Here is a 17,268-nt window from a genome sequence, read left to right on the forward strand (position 1 = left end):
AACGAAAAGTGCGAATGGCGTGGTGCTCTCGCGCCCGGGAGGATCAGTCGTGGGAGTGCAGCGGCTTGCCGGCCAGGGCCAGGTGGGCCTCGCCGAGGGCCTCGTTCTGCGTCGGGTGCGCGTGGACGAGCTGCGCGACCTCGGCGGGCAGAGCCTCCCAGTTGTAGATGAGCTGGGCCTCGCCGACCTGCTCGCCCATCCGGTCACCGACCATGTGGACGCCGACCACGGCACCGTCGCGGACCTGGACGAGCTTGATCTCGCCCTGCGTCTTGAGGATCTTGCTCCGGCCGTTGCCGCCGAGGTTGTACTTCAGCGTCACGACCTTGTCCGCGCCGTGGATCTCCTTGGCCTTGGCCTCGGTCAGACCGACGGAGGCGACCTCCGGGTGGCTGTAGGTCACACGCGGCACGCCGTCGTAGTCGATCGGCACGACGTCCAGCCCGGCCAGCCGTTCGGCCACCAGGATGCCCTCGGCGAAGCCGACGTGGGCGAGCTGGAGGGTCGGGATGAGGTCGCCGACGGCCGAGATGGTGGGCACGTTGGTGCGGCAGTACTCGTCCACCAGGACGTAGCCGCGGTCCATGTTCACCCCGGCCTCCTCGTAGCCCAGGCCCTGCGAGACCGGACCGCGGCCGATGGCGACGAGCAGCAGCTCGGCCTCGTACTCCTTGCCGTTGGCCAGGGAGACCTTCACGCCGTTGTCGGTGTACTCCGCCTTCTCGAAGAAGGAGCCGAGCGAGAACTTGATGCCGCGCTTGCGGAAGGCGCGCTCCAGCAGCTTGGAGCTGTTCTCGTCCTCGGCGGGCACCAGGTGGGGCAGGCCCTCGACGATGGTGACGTCGGTGCCGAAGGACTTCCACGCGGAGGCGAACTCGCAGCCGATGACGCCGCCGCCCAGGATGACGACGGACTGCGGCACGCGGTCCAGCGTCAGCGCGTGGTTGGAGTTGATGATCCGGTTGCCGTCGATCTCCAGACCCGGGATCGACTTGGGCACCGAGCCGGTGGCCAGCAGGACGTGCCGGCCCTCGTAGCGCTGCCCGTTCACGTCCACCGAGGTCGGGGAGGAGAGGCGGCCCTCGCCCTCCACGTAGGTGATCTTGCGGGAGGCGATCAGCCCCTGCAGGCCCTTGTACAGGCCCGAGATCACGCCGTCCTTGTACTTGTGGACGGCCGGCATGTCGATGCCCTCGAAGGTGGCCTTGACGCCGAAGCCGGCGCTCTCGCGCGCGGAGTCGGCCACCTCGCCGGCGTGCAGCAGGGCCTTCGTCGGGATGCAGCCGTAGTGCAGACAGGTACCGCCGACCTTGTCCTTCTCGATCAGGGCGACGTCCAGACCCAGCTGCGAAGCCCGCAGGGCAGCGGCATAACCACCGCTACCGCCTCCGAGGATCACTAGGTCGAAAACGGTGCTGGCGTCGTTCGCCACGTCACGTCCTCCATGCATGGGTACGCCGGAGCCGGTCCGTCGGAGACCGGGCGGCTGTATGTTCGGCCGCTTCTTGCTCGGCCCTGTGGGTTGAGCGGGCCCTGTCCTGCCGAGACAACATCTTTGCACTTGTCGGCGGAGAGTGGGACGCCGGGCCGGTGTCCCAGCCCCTCATACCCAGATGAACAGGAGGATTGCGAGCGGGTACGCGTGTCTACCGGAGAGTAGGCCGACCGGGATCGCTCACAGCGAACGCGGCCCGGCCGGAACCGGCCGGAACGCCCGCCGGGGCCCGGGACGCGGAGAGCGTCCCGGGCCCCGGCGGATGGGCGCGGACGGGCGGTGGCGCGGGGTTGCGCGGGCGGGTCCGCCGCGGCCGCCGTGCGGCCGTCAGGCGGCCGCCGGACCGCGGGTCAGACCACGTCCCCCGCCGCGGCGCGCTCGGCGAGGCGGACCAGGGTGCGCACCGCGCAGCCGGTGCCGCCCTTGGGGGTGTAGCCGAAGGGTCCGGACTCGTTGAAGGCCGGGCCGGCGATGTCCAGGTGGGCCCAGGTGGTGCCCTCGGCGACGAACTCCTTCAGGAACAGGCCGGCCACCAGGCCGCCGCCCATCCGCTCGCCCATGTTGGCGATGTCGGCGATCGGCGAGTCCATGCCCTTGCGCAGGTGGCCGGGCAGGGGCATCGGCCACGACGGCTCGCCCGCCTCGGTCGCGCTGTCGTGGACGGCCGTGCGGAAGGCGTCGTCGTTGGCCATCACGCCGAACGTGCGGTTGCCCAGCGCCAGCATCATCGCGCCGGTCAGGGTCGCCACGTCCACCACCGCGTCCGGCTTCTCCTCGCACGCCCGGGTCAGGGCGTCGGCCAGCACCAGGCGGCCCTCGGCGTCGGTGTTGAGCACCTCGACCGTCTTGCCGCTGTACATGGTCAGCACATCGCCCGGACGGGTCGCGGTGCCCGACGGCATGTTCTCCGCCAGCGCCAGCCAGCCGGTGACGTTCACCCGCAGGCCGAGACGGGCGGCGGCGACCACGGCGGCGAAGACGGCGGCGGCGCCGCTCATGTCGCACTTCATGGTCTCGTTGTGGCCGGCCGGCTTGAGCGAGATGCCGCCCGAGTCGTAGGTGATGCCCTTGCCGACCAGGGCCAGGGTCTTCTTCGCCTTGGAGTGGGTGTAGGACAGGCGCACCAGGCGCGGCGGGTTCGCCGAGCCCTGCCCGACGCCGAGGATGCCGCCGTAGCCCCCCTTGGCCAGCGCCTTCTCGTCCAGCACCTCCACCGTCAGCCCGTGCTCCTTGGCCGCGCTCTGCACGGCGGCGGCGAAGGACTTCGGGAACAGGTCGTTGGAGGGGGTGTTGACCAGGTCGCGGGCGCGGTTGACCTCCGCGGCCAGCACCTCGGCCCGCTCGGCGGCGGCCTTGTGGGCCTTGTCGCGGGCCTTGGCGCCGAGCACGGTGACCTCGGCGAGCGGGGCGTTCCTGTCGCCGTCCCCGCCCTTGCCCTTCCCGGCGCTCTTGGAGCCCTTGGCGTTCTTGTCCTCCTTGCCGCGGTACTCGGTGAAGGAGTAGGCGCCCAGCAGCGCGCCCTCGCAGACGGCGGCCAGGGACGCCTCGTCCCCGGCCGGCAGGGCGAAGCCGGCCTTCTTCCGGCCGGCCAGCGCGCGGGCGGCCGCACCGGCCGCGCGGCGCAGCGCCTCCGGGTCGTACGGCCCGTCCCCCTCCGGGGCGTCGCCGAGCCCGACCGCCAGCACCAGGTCAGCCTTCACACCGTCCGGAGCGGGCAGCTTGGTGACCTCCCCCTCACCGCCCGACGCGCCGAGGGTCTCCAGGACGCCGGCCAGAGAGCCGCCGAACGCCTGGTCCAGGGGCTCGCCGCCCGGAGCGACCACGGGCCCGTCCGGGCCCTTGGCCACACCGACGACGACGGCGTCCGCGCGCAGCGTCGCGGCGGACGAGGAACTGAGAGTGAGAGCAGACACAGTGGTGGGAATCCCTCTTCCGATGGGCAAGCCGAGTGGATGTGCACGGCTTCGGGCACGGGCCGAGCCTACGTCGCGGCCCGGAGGGCCCCGCCGTCGGCTCCGGGCGGTGGGCCGCGCGTACCGCCCGGAGCCGACGGCGGGGCGTGACGGAAGCACGGACCGTCCCGCGGAATTCTCCGAGGGGCGCTAACCCAGCGCAAGCACCACCAGGCCGGCGGTCAGCGCGGTTTCGCCCACCGCGCCGAAGACGTCGCCGGTCACCCCGCCCAGTCTGCGGCGGCAGCGGGCCAGCAGCAGGTGCGCCGCGCCCAGCGCCAGGACGACCGCTGCGGCACACCGCACGGCCCCGTACGGGCCCCACAGCGCCCCCGCGCCCGCCGCCGCCGAGGCCACCGCCGCACAGGTCAGGGCCGCACTCCGCAAGGGCACCGCCCCGGCCACCGCCGCGCCCAGCCCTCCGGGGCGGGCCGCCGGGACGCCCTCCCGGGCGGCGAGCGTCAGCGCGGCGCGCGCGGTCACCGCCGAGACGGTCACCGTGACCGCGCCCCACGCCCAGCCGGCGGCGTACGCCCCGGCCACCGCCGCGACCTGGGCGAGCAGCACCAGCAGCAGGGTGACCACCCCGAACGGGCCGATGTCGGAGCGCTTCATCACCTCCAGCGCGCCCTCGGCCGGACGGCCGCTGCCCAGACCGTCGGCGACGTCCGCGAGTCCGTCCAGGTGCAGGCCGCGCGTCAGCACGGCGGGCACCGCGACGGTGGCGACCGCCGCGAGCAGCTGCGAGGCGCCCAGGAGCAGCGCGACGCCCCCGGCGGCGGCCGCGCACAGCCCGGTCACCAGGCCCACCAGCGGGGCGCAGACCATGCCCGCGCGGGCCGCGGCCCGGTCCCAGCGGGCCCCGGAGACCGGTAGCACGGTGAGCGTGCCGAAGGCGAAGCGCACCCCGTCCCGTACGCCGGCGGGCGGCGGGGCGGCGGACGGCTGATGCTGTGGCGGCTGCGGATCATGTGGCGGCTGCGGGACGGTGTCCACCGGCTCTCCTGCGTTCTCCCTGCGAGAGGACCGCCGGCCTCGCCCGGCGATGGGATCGCCCCGGCGTGGCCGAGGGAGGCCGCCCGGTGCGCGGTGGCCCGCGTTCCTCCCCGGGCGGGGCGCGGAAGACCACCGGGCGGCAGGCTACCGGTGGCCCCGCGCGCTGACCGCGCACGGGCGGATGCCGTACGGGCTCAGGTGACGTCGGGCATCGGCGCGGCGCCGGAACGGCCCGCGTCCGGCTCCGCCGCGGCGTCCTCCCGCTCCCGGCGCACCGGAAGCTCCGCCGCCAGCGCGGCCGCGGCCCGGACCAGGGGGAGGGCGAGCAGCGCGCCGGTGCCCTCGCCCGCGGTGACGCCGTGGTCCAGCAGCGGGTCGAGCGCCATCCGGTCCAGCGCCTTGGCCTGCGCGGGCTCGCCGCTCGCCGAACCGGCCAGCCACCAGTCCGGCGCCCGGAACGCCACGCGCTGGGCGACCAGCGCGCATGCGGCGGAGACCACGCCGTCGAGGATCACGGGGGTGCGGCGAACGGCCGACTGGAGCAGGAAGCCGGTGATCGCGGTCAGGTCCGCCCCGCCCACGGTCGCCAGCAGCCTCAGCTGGTCCCCCAGGACGGGCCGGGCGCGGCGCAGCCCGTCGCGGATCGCCGCGCACTTGCGCATCCAGGCGAGGTCGTCGATGCGCCCGCCGCCGCGGCCGGTGACCACGGAGGCGTCGGTGCCGCACAGGGCCGCGACCAGCACCCCGGCCGCCGTGGTGCCGCCGACGGAGATGTCGCCCAGGACCACCAGGTCGGTCCCGGCGTCGGCCTCCTCGTCGGCGACGGCCATCCCGGCCCGGAAGGCGCGCTCGGCCTCCTCGGCGGTCAGGGAGTCCTCGACGTCCAGCCGCCCGCCGGAGCGCCGCACCCGGTGGCGGGTGACCTCCTCGGGCAGCTCGCCCGGGTCGCAGTCCAGCGACATGTCGACGATCCGCAGCGGCACGTCGAGACGGCGCGACAGCACCGCCACCGGACTCGTGCCGTCCAGGGCGGCGCGTACCAGGGCGTGCGCGCCCCCGGCGGGCCGGGCGGAGACGCCCAGTTCCGCCACCTTGTGGTCCCCGGCGAACAGCACGGCCCTCGGCCGCGAGACCGGCTCCACGGGAACGCGGCCCTGCGCCGCCGCCAGCCACTCGCCCAGTTCGTCCAGCCGGCCCAGCGCCCCGGCCGGCAGACCGGTGCGGGCGCGCCGCTCCTCGGCGTCCCGGCGGACGCCGCTGTCGGGACGCTCGATGAGGTCGCCGAAGTCGTCGAGGTTCAGGCTGCCGTCGCTCATGGGGCCGACACTACCGCTCCCCGCACGGCCCCTGACCGGCGCTCAGCCGCGCAGCGGCAGGGCCGTACCCGCCGTGACCAGCAGGACGTGCTCGCACTCGGCGGCCACCGCCGCGTTCAGCCGGCCCAGCTCGTCGCGGAAGCGGCGGCCCGCGGCGGTGGCGGGCACCACCCCCGAGCCGACCTCGTTGCTGACCGCCACCACCGTGCGGGAGGCGGCGCGGAAGGCCGCGACCAGGGCGCCGGTCCGCTCGGCCAGCGCGCGGGGGGCCTCGCCGCTCCTCCAGCGGCCGTCGTCCCAGGCCCCGGCGCGGTCCATCGCGTCGGTCAGCCACAGGGCCAGGCAGTCGACCAGCATCGGCGGGGCGTCCTCGGCGGTGAGCAGCGGCACCAGATCGCAGGTCTCGGCCGTGCGCCAGGAGGGCGGGCGGCGCTCCCGGTGGGCCGCCACCCGCACCGCCCACTCCCGGTCGCCGTCCCGGGCGCCGCCGGTGGCGACGTACAGCACGTCCGGGAAGGCCGCCAGCCGGCGCTCGGCCTCGGCGGACTTGCCCGAGCGCGCACCGCCCAGGACCAGCGTGCGCCGGGGCAGGTCGGGGACCGCGCGGTAGTCGCCGACCACCACCGTGGCGCCGTCCGGCTCGGTACGGGCCCCCGCGGCGGCCAGCCGCCGGTGCAGCTCCGGGCCGGGCGGCACGTCGTGGTCGATGTGGACGGCCAGCACGTCCGTGGTCGGGCCCACGGCCCCGGCCGCCCGCAGCCGGGCCAGCGCGTCGGGACGGCCCAGGACGTCCATCAGCACCAGGGCGTACGGCGCGGGCGAGCCGCCGGGCGGCAGGCCCGCGGGACCGGCGCCCGGCGGCAGGTACAGCAGGCGCTCGCCGTCGGGCCCGCCGACCTCGTACCCGGTGCCCGGCGCGTCCAGCGCCACCGCCCGCACCCGGTGGCCGCTGATCAGCGTCAGCCTCCGCCCGTCGGGCACCCGCACCGGCGCGGGCAGCCCGGCCGGGACCTCCGGCGCCGGCCCCTCGTGGGGGTGGGACAGCAGCACCTGCCGCACATCGTGCAGGGAACTGCCCGCGCGGGCGGCCGCCAGGGCAGCGCCGGGGGTCAGGTCGAGCAGCAGGACGCCGTCCACGAGCAGCGCGGTCGCCGCCCGCGCGTCCGCGCGGGAGGCGGTGGCGCAGGCCGCGCAGGGACAACCGGGCCGGGGGAGGCCGGCGGGGGCGCCGGTGCCGAGCAGAGTCAGTTCCACGGCACGATCGTCTCGCGCCCGCCGGGCCGCCGCGCGAGGGGGGCGGGACCGGTCCGCGCGGCGGGGCCGGTCCGCGCGGATCGGCCGGGCAGGGCCTACTCTGCGGACAGCGGGACAGGATCACGGAACGTACGGCGGCACCCGGTGCGGTACGGCACGGGGACGAGCCGCCGGCAAGGGACGGACAAGGGACAAGGGGAGGCGCACATGGCGTGGACGTGGCGGTTCGAGAAGGCCGACGGCACGGAGACGGAACCGGCCGTGCGGCCGGAGGAGTTCTCCACCCAGGGGGACGCGGAGAGCTGGATCGGCGAGACCTGGAGGGAACTGCTGGAGGGCGGCGTCGAGCAGGTGACGCTGCTGGAGGACGGCACGGTGGTCTACGGGCCCATGAGCCTGAGCGCGGCCGAGGAGGCCTGAGGGCCGAAGATCCGGCGGGGCCGTCCCCGGCCGCCCGGGGGCCGGCCCCGCCGTCCCGTCAGCGCTCGCCCAGGGTGATCGCGACGGTCCGCTCCTCGCCGTCGCGCCGGTAGACGGCCTTGACCTCGTCACCCGGCTCGTGCGAGGCCAGCGCCCTCGCCAGCGCGGTGGTGTCCGGGGTCTCCTCGCCGCCGAGCTCGACGATCACGTCGCCCGCCCGGAGCCCGGCCTCGTCCGCCGCGCCGCTGTCCTCGGTCTCCACGATCGCGACCCCGGCGGGCCGGTAGTCGTCGCCCAGGACGGTGCGCACCGTCGCCTCGATCGCCGCCTCGTCGGAGTCGACCACCTCGCCGTGCTCGATCATCTGGTCGGCCAGGTGCCGGACGGTGTCGGAGGGGATGGCGAAGCCCAGGCCAGGCGCCGTGCCGCCGCCCCCGTCCGGGGAGCGGGCGGCCAGGGTGGGCACGCCGATGACGCGGCCGGAGAGATCGACCAGCGCACCGCCGCTGTTGCCCGGGTTGATCGGGGCAGAGGTCTGGATCAGGTTGCCGATGGTGGTCTCGGCGCTGCCCTCGCTGATGGAGCGGCCGGTGGCGGAGACGATCCCCTCGGTGACGCTGGAGGACAGTCCCAGCGGATTGCCCATGGCCAGGACGATCTGGCCGACGTCCAGCTCACCGGAGTCCCCGAAGGTCGCCGGGCGCAGGTTGCGGGGCGGATCGGTGAGCTTCACCACCGCCAGGTCCTCCTCCGGGTAGCTGGCGACCAGCTCCGCGTCCAGCTCGTCCCGTCCGGTGGCCATGGTGATCCGGAACCGCTCGGCGTCCCCCACCACATGGGCGTTGGTGACGATGTGGCCCTCGCCGTCGTAGATCACGCCCGAGCCCAGCCCCTGCCCGGTGGTGACCTGGACGACGGACGGCAGGACCTGGTCGACCACCTGCTGGAAGGAATCCTGCAGATCCTCGGCCGTGGCCGGCACGGGGACTGTGGCGCTGGGTGAGGGCGAGGCGTCGGCGCCGCCGGAGGAGTCCGAGCCGGTGCAGCCGGCGAGCAGCACGGCGGCCGCGCACAGGGCGGCGGCGCCCGTGCGGCGCCCGCCGCGCAGTGGGGAACGGGTCATGGGTACGAGTGCTTCCTTCGCAGGTGTCCGCCGGTCCGCCGCGGTCCGGGCACAGTCGGGCGGTGCTCGGCCGCAGGGCGTCCGCGTTCCCCTCGGAAGCCGCCGGAAACCGCGACGCGGCCGGCAGTCGCACGGATGTGCGCGGGGCCCGGAGGCTCAGCCGCGTACGGCGCACAGGTGCAGCAGTGCCGCCACCGCGCGGTACGGGTCGGTGCGTCCGGCCCGCTCCTCGGCGGCCAGCAGCCGCTGTCCGGCCTCGCCGCCGGGCAGGGCGGTGCCCTCACCGGTGAAGACCCGCACCCCGTACCACCGGTGCACCGGAGTGCTCATCCCGGCCAGGGTGGCGGTCAGCGCCTCGCGGCGCAGGGCGCGCTCGGCGGGGCCGGGCGGGACGAGGCGGTCCAGGGCTGCGGCCCAGTCGCCGGCCAGCCCCGGCCGCATGGCCGCCGCCTCGGTGTTGGGCACCAGCAGCGACAGCAGCCCGCCGGGGGCCAGCACCCGGCCCAGCCCGGCCAGCAGCGGGCCCGCCTCGTCGCCGGGGGCCAGGACCCCGTGGCAGAGCACCACGTCGAAGGAGCCGGGCAGGAAGTGCGCGCCGGTGCTGCGGCTGTCGCCGGAGACGACGCGCATCCGCTCCCGTATGCCCGCCGGCTCCCCCTCCAGGCTCCGGCGTACGGCGTCCGCCCGCCCGGGGCCGGACTCCAGCCCGGTCACCTCGTGCCCGGCGCGGGCCAGTGCCAGCGCCTGCCGCCCGTGGCCCAACGCCACGTCCAGGACGCGCAGCCGCCGCCCCACGGGGAAGCGCGAGGTGATCTGCTCCTCCAACTGCCGGGCGACCAGCTCCTGCCCCACGGCGTCGTCGCCGCGCAGGCCGTCGTGGGATGCGTCCGCGTGGTGCTCGTCGTCTCGTACGGCTGTGTCCATCGATGGGTCCGTCGGTGCTCCGCCGGGATTCCGGTTCCGCTCCGCGCCCGTCAGCGGCGCGGAGCCTCGCCGCGGGCGATCTGCGGCTTGGGCAGCCGCATGCGGCGCATCTGGAGGGTGCGCATCAGCGCGTACGCCACCGCGCCCCGCCGGTTCTCGTCGGGGAAGCGCTCGGCCAGGGCCTTCTTCAGCCGGAAGCCGGTGAGGACGGAGTCGACGACGATCATCACGATGACGCCCATCCACAGCAGCAGGGAGGCGTTCTTCACCTGCATCGACGGCATCATGCTCAGGATCAGGATGACCACGGCCAGCGGCAGGAAGAACTCCGCGACGTGCCACTTGGCGTCGACGAAGTCGCGGGCGTAGCGCCGCACCGGGCCGCGGTCCCGGGCCGGCAGGTAGCGCTCGTCGCCGCCGGCCAGGGCCTCGCGCTGCCGCGCCAGCTCGGCGCGGCGGGCCTCGCGGGCGCGCCGGGCGGCCTCCTTGCGGTCGGCCGGGGGCTTGGCCACGGCACGGCGCAGCGCCTCGGCCTCGCTGCGCTTGGGCGTGGGGCGGCCCTTGGGGGCCTGCGGGTCACGGCGCTGCTTGGTCAGCTCCGCGCTCTCCCTGGGGGGCGCGGCCTGCTCATCACGAGAACGGCTTCGGAACACACCGCCAAGAGTACGGGGCGACCAGGTGTGACCCCCACCCCCACGGGGAACGATCCGGCAACGGCGGGTCGCCGTACCCCCTGCTACTTCCTGGGCGGGAGAAACACCGTTCGCCGATCGTCCTGGAGGAGGAGCACATCCGGGTCCGAACAGTGCGGTAATGGAAGCAGGGCCCGTAGGGTGGGACCTGTCGGTGTGCGAGGTTCAGTCCGTCTTCGAAGGGGGCGCGCGAAGCCCATGAGCGGTGTCATGAAGCGTATGGGGATGATCTTCCGCGCGAAGGCCAACAAGGCCCTGGACCGGGCCGAGGATCCGCGCGAGACGCTCGACTACTCCTATCAGAAGCAGCTCGAACTGCTGCAGAAGGTGCGCCGCGGGGTCGCCGACGTCGCGACCTCCCGCAAGCGGCTGGAACTCCAGCTCAACCAGCTCCAGGGCCAGTCCGCCAAGCTCGAGGACCAGGGCCGCAAGGCGCTCGCCCTCGGCCGCGAGGACCTGGCGCGCGAGGCGCTCTCCCGCCGCGCCGCCCTCCAGCAGCAGGTGACCGATCTGGAACAGCAGCACCAGACGCTCCAGGGCGAGGAGGAGAAGCTCACCCTCGCCGCCCAGCGTCTCCAGGCCAAGGTCGACGCCTTCCGCACCAAGAAGGAGACCATCAAGGCCACCTACACCGCCGCCCAGGCCCAGACCCGCATCGGCGAGGCCTTCTCCGGCATCTCCGAGGAGATGGGCGACGTCGGCCTGGCCGTCCAGCGGGCCGAGGACAAGACCGCGCAGCTCCAGGCCCGGGCCGGGGCGATCGACGAACTGCTGGCCTCGGGAGCCCTCGACGACTCCAGCGGACTGGCCAAGGACGACATCGCGGCCGAGCTGGACCGCATCTCCGGCGGCTCCGACGTGGAGCTGGAGCTCCAGCGGATGAAGGCCGAGCTGGCGGGCGGCACGGGCGCCGACCGGCAGGCCATCGAGGGCGGGCAGGAACAGGCCGCACAGCCCCAGCAGGCGCCGCAGTCGCAGGACGCCCCCCGCTTCGACAAGCAGTAGCGGCAGCGGTACGCCGGGGGCATCACCCCCGGCGTACCGGGCACCCGGCCTCCGGGAAGCCCGGAAGGAGATCGTCGTGATCGTACGGATCATGGGGGAGGGGCAGGTCAGGCTGGACGACAGCCATCTGCCCGGCCTGAACGCACTGGACGACGAACTGCTCCACGAGATGGAGCACGGTGACGAGGCGGGCTTCCGCCGCACCCTCAACGCCCTGCTGGACGCCGTGCGTTCGCTGGGCACGCCGCTGCCGGACGACGCCCTGGAGCCCTCGGAGCTGATCCTGCCCGAGCCCGGCGCCACGCTGGAGGAGGTGCGCGCCCTGCTGGGCGAGGACGGCCTCTTCCCCGCCGACGCCCCCGCCTGAGGAGGCCGGGGAACCCTGCGGGGCCGCGCGGTCCCGCGGTGACGGTCCCGCGGTGGCGCCTCCGCGGCGGCGGCCGCTACGGGAACGCGGCGGAGGGCACGTACGGCGACGGCGGCCGCATCCCGCGCAGGCCCACCCAGCCGGCGGTGCCCGGCTCCAGTCCCGCGGCCAGCCCCACGTCCAGCGCCCACTGCTGCTCGGCGGTCAGGCCCTCGATCCGCACCCGGCGGCCCTCGCCCGCCACGCCCAGGGCGGCGGTCAGCAGCCGGGTGGCCAGCCGCCGCGAGGTCGCGCCCAGCAGCTCCACCCGGACCTCGGGGCCCTCGGTGAGATAGCAGTAGCCGCTGCCGGCGAAGTCGTCGGTGACCAGCAGCCTGGCGTGGCGCGGCAGCTCCTCGTGGTCCGGTCCGTGGGCGCCGCCGCGCAGCCGCCGGTCCACCGAGTCCATCAGGTCGCGGTCCCCGGGCCCGCCCTCGGCCACCGCGCCGTCGGGAGCGGGGAGCGAGGCGGTCGAGACCTTCCCCGTCAGACGGGTGGCAGGGTGCAGCTCGAAGCCCGCCCGGCGGCAGACGCGGGCCGCGACCGGATGGGGCGGTACGAGGGCGATCCCGCGCAGGCAGCCGCGGCCGTACTCCAGCGCGCGCTTCAGCAGGGCCCCGCCCACGCCCCGGCCCCGCGCCTCGGGCAGCACGGCGAGCAGCGACAGCCCCCAGGTGCCCTCCCGCCGCGCGGACAGGACGACCCCGACGGGGCGCCCGGCGGCGTCCTCGGCCAGCCAGCAGCCGCCGGGATCGGTGCGGGCCAGATGGCGGGCGTGGTGGAGGCGGCGGACGGCGGGGGCGGGCAGCGGCGCGTCCCCGGGCGGCGGAGCGCAGGGGGACGGCGGTGCCAGGAGAGCGGCGTCCGCGACGAAGCGCACGGCCTGCGCGTCGTCGTCGCGGTCGCGTACCGGGCGCAGCAGCATGCCGACCATCCTGGCCGACCGCGCCGCGCCCGGTCACACACGCCGCCCGGATTCCCCGGGCATCACGGACCGGGGATCACGGCCCGGGCATCACGGCAGGGCGAGCATCCGCTCCAGGGCCAGCTTGGCGAACTTCTCGGTCTCCGGGTCGACCTGGATGCGGTTGACGACCTTGCCGTCGGCCAGCGACTCCAGCGCCCACACCAGATGGGGCAGGTCGATCCGGTTCATGGTCGAGCAGAAGCAGACCGTCCGGTCGAGGAAGACGACCTCCTTGCCCTCGGGGGCGAAGCGGTTCGCCAGCCGGCGCACCAGGTTGAGCTCGGTGCCGATGGCCCACTTGGAGCCGGCCGGGGCTGCTTCCAGGGTCTTGATGATGTACTCGGTGGAGCCCACGTGGTCGGCCGCCGCGACGACCTCGTGGCGGCACTCGGGGTGCACCAGCACGTTGATGCCGGGGACGCGCTCGCGCACGTCGTTCACCGAGTCCAGGGTGAAGCGCCCGTGCACCGAGCAGTGGCCGCGCCACAGGATCATCTTCGCCGCCCGCAGCTCCTCGGCGGTCAGGCCGCCGTTCGGCCTGTGCGGGTTGTAGACGACGCAGTCCTCCAGGGACATCCCCATGTCCCGCACCGCGGTGTTGCGGCCCAGGTGCTGGTCGGGCAGGAACAGCACCTTCTCACCCTGCGAGAACGCCCAGTCCAGCGCCCGCCTGGCGTTGGAGGAGGTGCAGATGGTGCCGCCGTGCCGCCCGGTGAAGGCCTTGATGTCGGCCGAGGAGTTCATGTACGAGACCGGGACGGTGGAGTCGGCGACGCCCGCCTCGGTCAGCACGTCCCAGCACTCGGCGACCTGCTCGGCGGTGGCCATGTCCGCCATCGAGCAGCCCGCGGCCAGGTCGGGCAGGACGACCTGCTGCCGGTCGGAGGTGAGGATGTCGGCGGACTCGGCCATGAAGTGCACGCCGCAGAAGACGATGTACTCCGCCTCCGGGCGGGCGGCCGCGTCCCGGGCGAGCTTGAAGGAGTCGCCGGTGACGTCGGCGAACCGGATGACCTCGTCGCGCTGGTAGTGGTGGCCGAGCACGAAGACCTTCTCGCCCAGCCGCTCCTTCGCCGCGCGGGCGCGCTCGACCAGGTCCGGGTCCGACGGGGAGGGCAGGTCGCCGGGGCACTCCACTCCGCGCTCGCTCCTCGGGTCGGAGTCGCGGCCGAGGAGGAGCAGGGCCAGCGGGGTCGGCTGGACGTCCAGGGCGTCCCCGGGGGTGGCCGGGACGGGGGCGGAAGGCGGGGCGGTGTTCACGGCACGCACCCTTTCATCGGCTCAGCGGGTCTTTTCGTCGGATTGACGTTATCTATCATAACCGCTTCACGTCATATTGACGATGCCGATCGCGTCAGTGTGACGCATCCCCGTCTCCGCGCGGCCGGCCGTGTGTGAGGAAGTGACCGCCGGGCACCGGGTGTGCGAGCATGAAAGACGCAAAGACGTGCCCGGCCTGGAATGAAACCGGGAAGCCGTCTGTTGAGCAGGCGGCAGAGCAGTCCGTACAACCCGGGAGAGAAGCAGATGTCCGTATCGGACGAGACCGCTGTGACGACTGACGGAATCATCCTGTCCGACGCCGCCGCGGCGAAGGTCAAGAGCCTGCTCGAACAGGAGGGCCGCGAGGACCTGGCCCTGCGCGTCGCCGTTCAGCCCGGCGGCTGCTCCGGCCTGCGGTACCAGCTCTTCTTCGACGAGCGGTCGCTGGACGGCGACGTCGTCAAGGAGTTCGACGGTGTCCGCGTCGTGACCGACCGGATGAGCGCCCCCTACCTGGGCGGCGCCTCCATCGACTTCGTCGACACCATCGAGAAGCAGGGCTTCACCATCGACAACCCGAACGCCACGGGCTCCTGCGCCTGCGGCGACTCCTTCAGCTGAGCCGCCCGCCGGCAGCCGCCGGCGCACACGACAAGCCGAAGGCGGCGGTCCCCCGATCCGGGACCGCCGCCTTCGGCATGCCGCTCCGGCACGACGTGCGGGGGCCGGGCGGGCCGGCCCGCCCGCACCGGCCCGCCCGCTCACTCCTCCGGAGCGCCCTCGGGCAGCCGCTCGCCCTCCTCGTCGAGGATCTCGCGGTCGCCGACCGGCTCGTCGAGTTCCACCTCCACGGTCATGTCCTTGGCGACCATCACACAGGCCCTGCCGGGTTCCCGGGGCTCGCCGGTGATCCGCACCGTCACCTTCCCGGCGCTCTCCTCGGCGCTCGCGCGGTACTCGTCGCACACCCCGCCCCAGAAGTGGACCGTGAGCGTGCGGTCCTTCGGCCCGTACTCCTCGACGTAGGTGGCGGTCCTGATCCGCTCCTCGGGCCGCGGGCCCGGCCCGCCCGGCGCGGAGGTGGGCTCGTCGCCCTCGGAGGGGGGCGGCGCCAGGAACTCCGGCTCCACCGCCGGGTGGGCCACCGTGTGCGTCTCCGCGCCCTCTGGCGCCACCTCGAACAGCCAGGAGGGAACGAGCAGTTCGCGTCCCTGCGAGGAGTACGCCGACAGCCCGAACGCCGCCCCCGTCACCTCCACCGGCTCGCTGCCCCCGGCCGGGCCGCAGGGCTCGGCCCCGCCCGGGCCGCCCGGCCGTTCCGGATCGCCGTCGGCGGGCGGGACGGCCGGGACGTCCTCCGGCTTCCCGGCCCCCGGCCCCGCGGTCCCCGGCTCCGCCCCGCCCTTGAGCGGGGGCTCGGAGCACTTCAGGCCCAGATCCACCCGGCCGCCGCGCTCGTTGAGCGAGGCCAGGGTCTCCTCGGCGTCCATGACCGGGTACTCGGCGCCCCCGGCGACCTCCGCCAGTCCGATCGCCCGCCCGTTGCCGCCGGCCAGCGCGCCCCCGTGGCCGACGCTGATCTCGGTCGTCCAGCCGTGGACGGGCAGCCCGTCCTGCCGGGGCTCGACGCGCACGATCCGCAGCCCGCCCCGCTCCTGCCCGGCGTCCACCTCGGCGTCCTCCAGGCCGAGGGCCTCCACGACGGGACGGGCCGCCTCCTTCGCCTCCTTCTCGGAGACCTCCCCGGCCACCAGCGGCACCGCGCCGGTGAACGACCAGGCGCCGGAGGCGGCGTCCACGGTGAGGTTCCTGTCCTCGCCGCCGACCGTCCAGGCGCCGTCCTTCCCGCGGACCTCGCCGCGCACCTCCAGCGCCTTCGCCAGCTCGGCCACCTCCTGCTCGCCCACCTTCCCGGCCGGCCGGTAGGCCGGGGCCGAGGCGGGGCCGTCGGGGAGGGGGCCCGACGCCTTGTAGACCGGTCCGCCGGGGGCCGGCTCACCGGGCGCGATCCCGCGCTCCGGCGAGACCGCGCGGTCCTGCCCGTAGCCGTCCAGGACAAGCGGCGCGGGCCTGTCCCGGCCGCCCTGCCGGGCCGCGTCCGAGGCTCCGCCGCTCCCGGCGGTCGAGGCCCAGTACGCGCCGCCGCCTCCGGCCAGCAGGACGGCGAGGGCCACCGAGACGGTCGTCAGCCCGCGTCGCCGGGTTCGGGTGGGTTCCGGGGTGTGGTCGGCGCTCACCGCATCGCTCCTTCGGTTCCGTGCACCGTGCGTCCGCATGCCGCGCGTACCTGGTGCCTGTCTTTCCACCGTGCGCCGATGGGACGGGAGGGGGCCGCGGACGGTTCCACCGGCGCGGCCGTGAGGAGGGCGGGGGCAGGGGCGGGAGGTAGGGGGGCGGGCGAGGAAGTAGCGTGGTGTGTCCGCAGTCCCGCCTCTCCAGGAGCAGCCCGCCGTGCGTATCGCTGTCACCGGCTCCATCGCCACCGACCATCTGATGACCTTCCCCGGCCGCTTCGCCGACCAGCTCGTCGGCGACCGGCTCCACACGGTCTCGCTGTCCTTCCTGGCCGACACCCTCAACATCCGGCGCGGCGGCGTCGGCGCGAACATCAGCTTCGGCATGGGCCAGCTCGGGGTGCGCCCGATCCTCGTCGGGGCGGCGGGCGCCGACTTCGAGGAGTACCGCGCCTGGCTGGAGCGGCACGGCGTGGACACCGCCTCGGTGCGCATCTCCGAGATCCTGCACACCGCGCGCTTCGTGTGCACCACCGACACCGACCACAACCAGATCGGCACCTTCTACACCGGCGCGATGAGCGAGGCCCGGCTGATCGAGCTCAAGACGGTCGCCGACCGGGTCGGCGGGCTGGACCTGGTCCACATCGGAGCGGACGACCCCGAGGCGATGATGCGCCACACCGAGGAGTGCCGCACCCGGTCCATCCCCTTCGCCGCCGACTACTCCCAGCAGCTCGCCCGGATGGAGGGGGAGGAGATCCGCGGGCTCACCGAGGGCGCGGCCTACCTGTTCACCAACGAGTACGAGGCCGGGCTGGTGGAGTCCAAGACCGGCTGGAGCGCGCAGGACATCCTCGACCGGGTCGGGGCCCGCGTCACCACGCTCGGCTCCAAGGGGGTCCGCATCGAGCGGGCGGGCGGGGAGACCCTGACCGTCCCCTGCCCCGAGGAGGAGGCCAAGGTCGATCCGACGGGCGTCGGCGACGCCTTCCGTGCCGGCTTCCTGTCGGGCCTGGCCTGGGACCTCGGACTGGAGCGCGCCGCGCAGCTCGGCTGCATGCTCGCCACGCTGGTGATCGAGACTCTGGGCACTCAGGAGTACGAGCTGAAGCGCTCCCACTTCCTGGAGCGCTTCACCAAGACCTACGGCGAGGACGCCGCGGCCGAGGTGCGGGCCTGCCTGGCCTGAGCACGCGCGCCCCGGCGCGGGTCCGCCCC

General features: G+C 74.7%; 16 protein-coding genes. 5 read left to right on the plus strand and 11 right to left on the minus strand.

The genetic code is table 11. The annotated features are described in order from the left end of the window. Window positions 1-43: 43 nt before the first annotated feature. The 5 genes from lpdA to BMY40_RS03285 form a co-directional block, all read right to left on the minus strand. Window positions 44-1,432 (minus strand): dihydrolipoyl dehydrogenase, encoded by a 1,389-nt coding sequence (gene lpdA, locus BMY40_RS03265; protein WP_177213846.1) that lies wholly within the window; start codon window positions 1,430-1,432, stop codon window positions 44-46. Window positions 1,433-1,845: 413 nt separating this feature from the next. Continuing rightward, the gene (locus BMY40_RS03270) at window positions 1,846-3,408 is read right to left on the minus strand and encodes a leucyl aminopeptidase (protein ID WP_093655088.1); all 1,563 of its coding nucleotides are present in this window, start codon (window positions 3,406-3,408) and stop codon (window positions 1,846-1,848) included. Window positions 3,409-3,597: 189 nt separating this feature from the next. Then, a complete protein-coding gene (locus BMY40_RS03275) occupies window positions 3,598-4,443 on the minus strand; it encodes an adenosylcobinamide-GDP ribazoletransferase (protein ID WP_093655090.1) in 846 nt (281 codons plus the stop codon). Between the two features lie 194 nt (window positions 4,444-4,637). Continuing rightward, a complete protein-coding gene (locus tag BMY40_RS03280; RefSeq protein WP_093655092.1) occupies window positions 4,638-5,759 on the minus strand; it encodes a nicotinate-nucleotide--dimethylbenzimidazole phosphoribosyltransferase in 1,122 nt (373 codons plus the stop codon). Window positions 5,760-5,801: 42 nt separating this feature from the next. Next, window positions 5,802-7,013 carry a bifunctional adenosylcobinamide kinase/adenosylcobinamide-phosphate guanylyltransferase gene (locus BMY40_RS03285; protein ID WP_177213847.1) on the minus strand — a complete coding sequence of 404 codons (1,212 nt, stop codon included), beginning with the start codon at window positions 7,011-7,013 and terminating at the stop codon, window positions 5,802-5,804. Between the two features lie 207 nt (window positions 7,014-7,220). Between BMY40_RS03285 and BMY40_RS03290 the strand changes: the two genes are divergently transcribed. Then, window positions 7,221-7,433: a hypothetical protein gene (locus tag BMY40_RS03290; protein ID WP_093655094.1), complete on the plus strand. Its 213-nt coding sequence runs from the start codon at window positions 7,221-7,223 to the stop codon at window positions 7,431-7,433. Between the two features lie 58 nt (window positions 7,434-7,491). Here BMY40_RS03290 and BMY40_RS03295 read toward each other — a convergent pair whose 3' ends face one another. The 3 genes from BMY40_RS03295 to BMY40_RS03305 all read right to left on the minus strand — a co-directional run bounded on the left by BMY40_RS03295 (window position 7,492) and on the right by BMY40_RS03305 (window position 10,133). Then, entirely contained in the window at window positions 7,492-8,556 is a 1,065-nt protein-coding gene (locus BMY40_RS03295) for a S1C family serine protease (RefSeq protein WP_093655096.1), read from the minus strand. Window positions 8,557-8,712: 156 nt separating this feature from the next. Continuing rightward, window positions 8,713-9,480 carry a class I SAM-dependent methyltransferase gene (locus BMY40_RS03300; RefSeq protein WP_093655098.1) on the minus strand — a complete coding sequence of 256 codons (768 nt, stop codon included), beginning with the start codon at window positions 9,478-9,480 and terminating at the stop codon, window positions 8,713-8,715. Between the two features lie 50 nt (window positions 9,481-9,530). Next, complete coding sequence (locus BMY40_RS03305) at window positions 9,531-10,133, minus strand: DUF3043 domain-containing protein (protein ID WP_093655100.1); 603 nt, start codon at window positions 10,131-10,133, stop codon at window positions 9,531-9,533. A 237-nt stretch (window positions 10,134-10,370) separates the two neighbouring features. On the opposite strand from BMY40_RS03305, the gene BMY40_RS03310 reads away from it, so the two are divergent. Both BMY40_RS03310 and pspAA read left to right on the plus strand, forming a co-directional pair. Continuing rightward, window positions 10,371-11,177: a PspA/IM30 family protein gene (locus tag BMY40_RS03310; RefSeq protein ID WP_093655102.1), complete on the plus strand. Its 807-nt coding sequence runs from the start codon at window positions 10,371-10,373 to the stop codon at window positions 11,175-11,177. A 76-nt stretch (window positions 11,178-11,253) separates the two neighbouring features. Next, entirely contained in the window at window positions 11,254-11,544 is a 291-nt protein-coding gene (gene pspAA / locus BMY40_RS03315; protein WP_093655104.1) for a PspA-associated protein PspAA, read from the plus strand. Window positions 11,545-11,620: 76 nt separating this feature from the next. On the opposite strand, the gene BMY40_RS03320 is transcribed toward pspAA, so the two are convergent. Both BMY40_RS03320 and nadA read right to left on the minus strand, forming a co-directional pair. Beyond that, a complete protein-coding gene (locus BMY40_RS03320; protein ID WP_093655106.1) occupies window positions 11,621-12,508 on the minus strand; it encodes a GNAT family N-acetyltransferase in 888 nt (295 codons plus the stop codon). 90 nt (window positions 12,509-12,598) lie between these two features. Next, the gene (gene nadA, locus BMY40_RS03325) at window positions 12,599-13,819 is read right to left on the minus strand and encodes a quinolinate synthase NadA (RefSeq protein ID WP_412695849.1); all 1,221 of its coding nucleotides are present in this window, start codon (window positions 13,817-13,819) and stop codon (window positions 12,599-12,601) included. Window positions 13,820-14,077: 258 nt separating this feature from the next. Here nadA and erpA point away from each other — a divergent pair, with 258 nt between their 5' ends. Continuing rightward, the gene (gene erpA / locus BMY40_RS03330) at window positions 14,078-14,434 is read left to right on the plus strand and encodes an iron-sulfur cluster insertion protein ErpA (RefSeq protein WP_093655108.1); all 357 of its coding nucleotides are present in this window, start codon (window positions 14,078-14,080) and stop codon (window positions 14,432-14,434) included. A gap of 140 nt (window positions 14,435-14,574) precedes the next feature. Here erpA and BMY40_RS03335 read toward each other — a convergent pair whose 3' ends face one another. After that, window positions 14,575-16,050: a hypothetical protein gene (locus tag BMY40_RS03335; protein ID WP_245769806.1), complete on the minus strand. Its 1,476-nt coding sequence runs from the start codon at window positions 16,048-16,050 to the stop codon at window positions 14,575-14,577. A gap of 214 nt (window positions 16,051-16,264) precedes the next feature. On the opposite strand from BMY40_RS03335, the gene BMY40_RS03340 reads away from it, so the two are divergent. Then, entirely contained in the window at window positions 16,265-17,239 is a 975-nt protein-coding gene (locus tag BMY40_RS03340; protein ID WP_177213848.1) for a carbohydrate kinase family protein, read from the plus strand. The last annotated feature ends 29 nt before the right edge of the window (window positions 17,240-17,268 follow it).

It is taken from the genome of Streptomyces radiopugnans (assembly GCF_900110735.1).
Classification (GTDB): Bacteria; Actinomycetota; Actinomycetes; order Streptomycetales; family Streptomycetaceae; genus Streptomyces; species Streptomyces radiopugnans.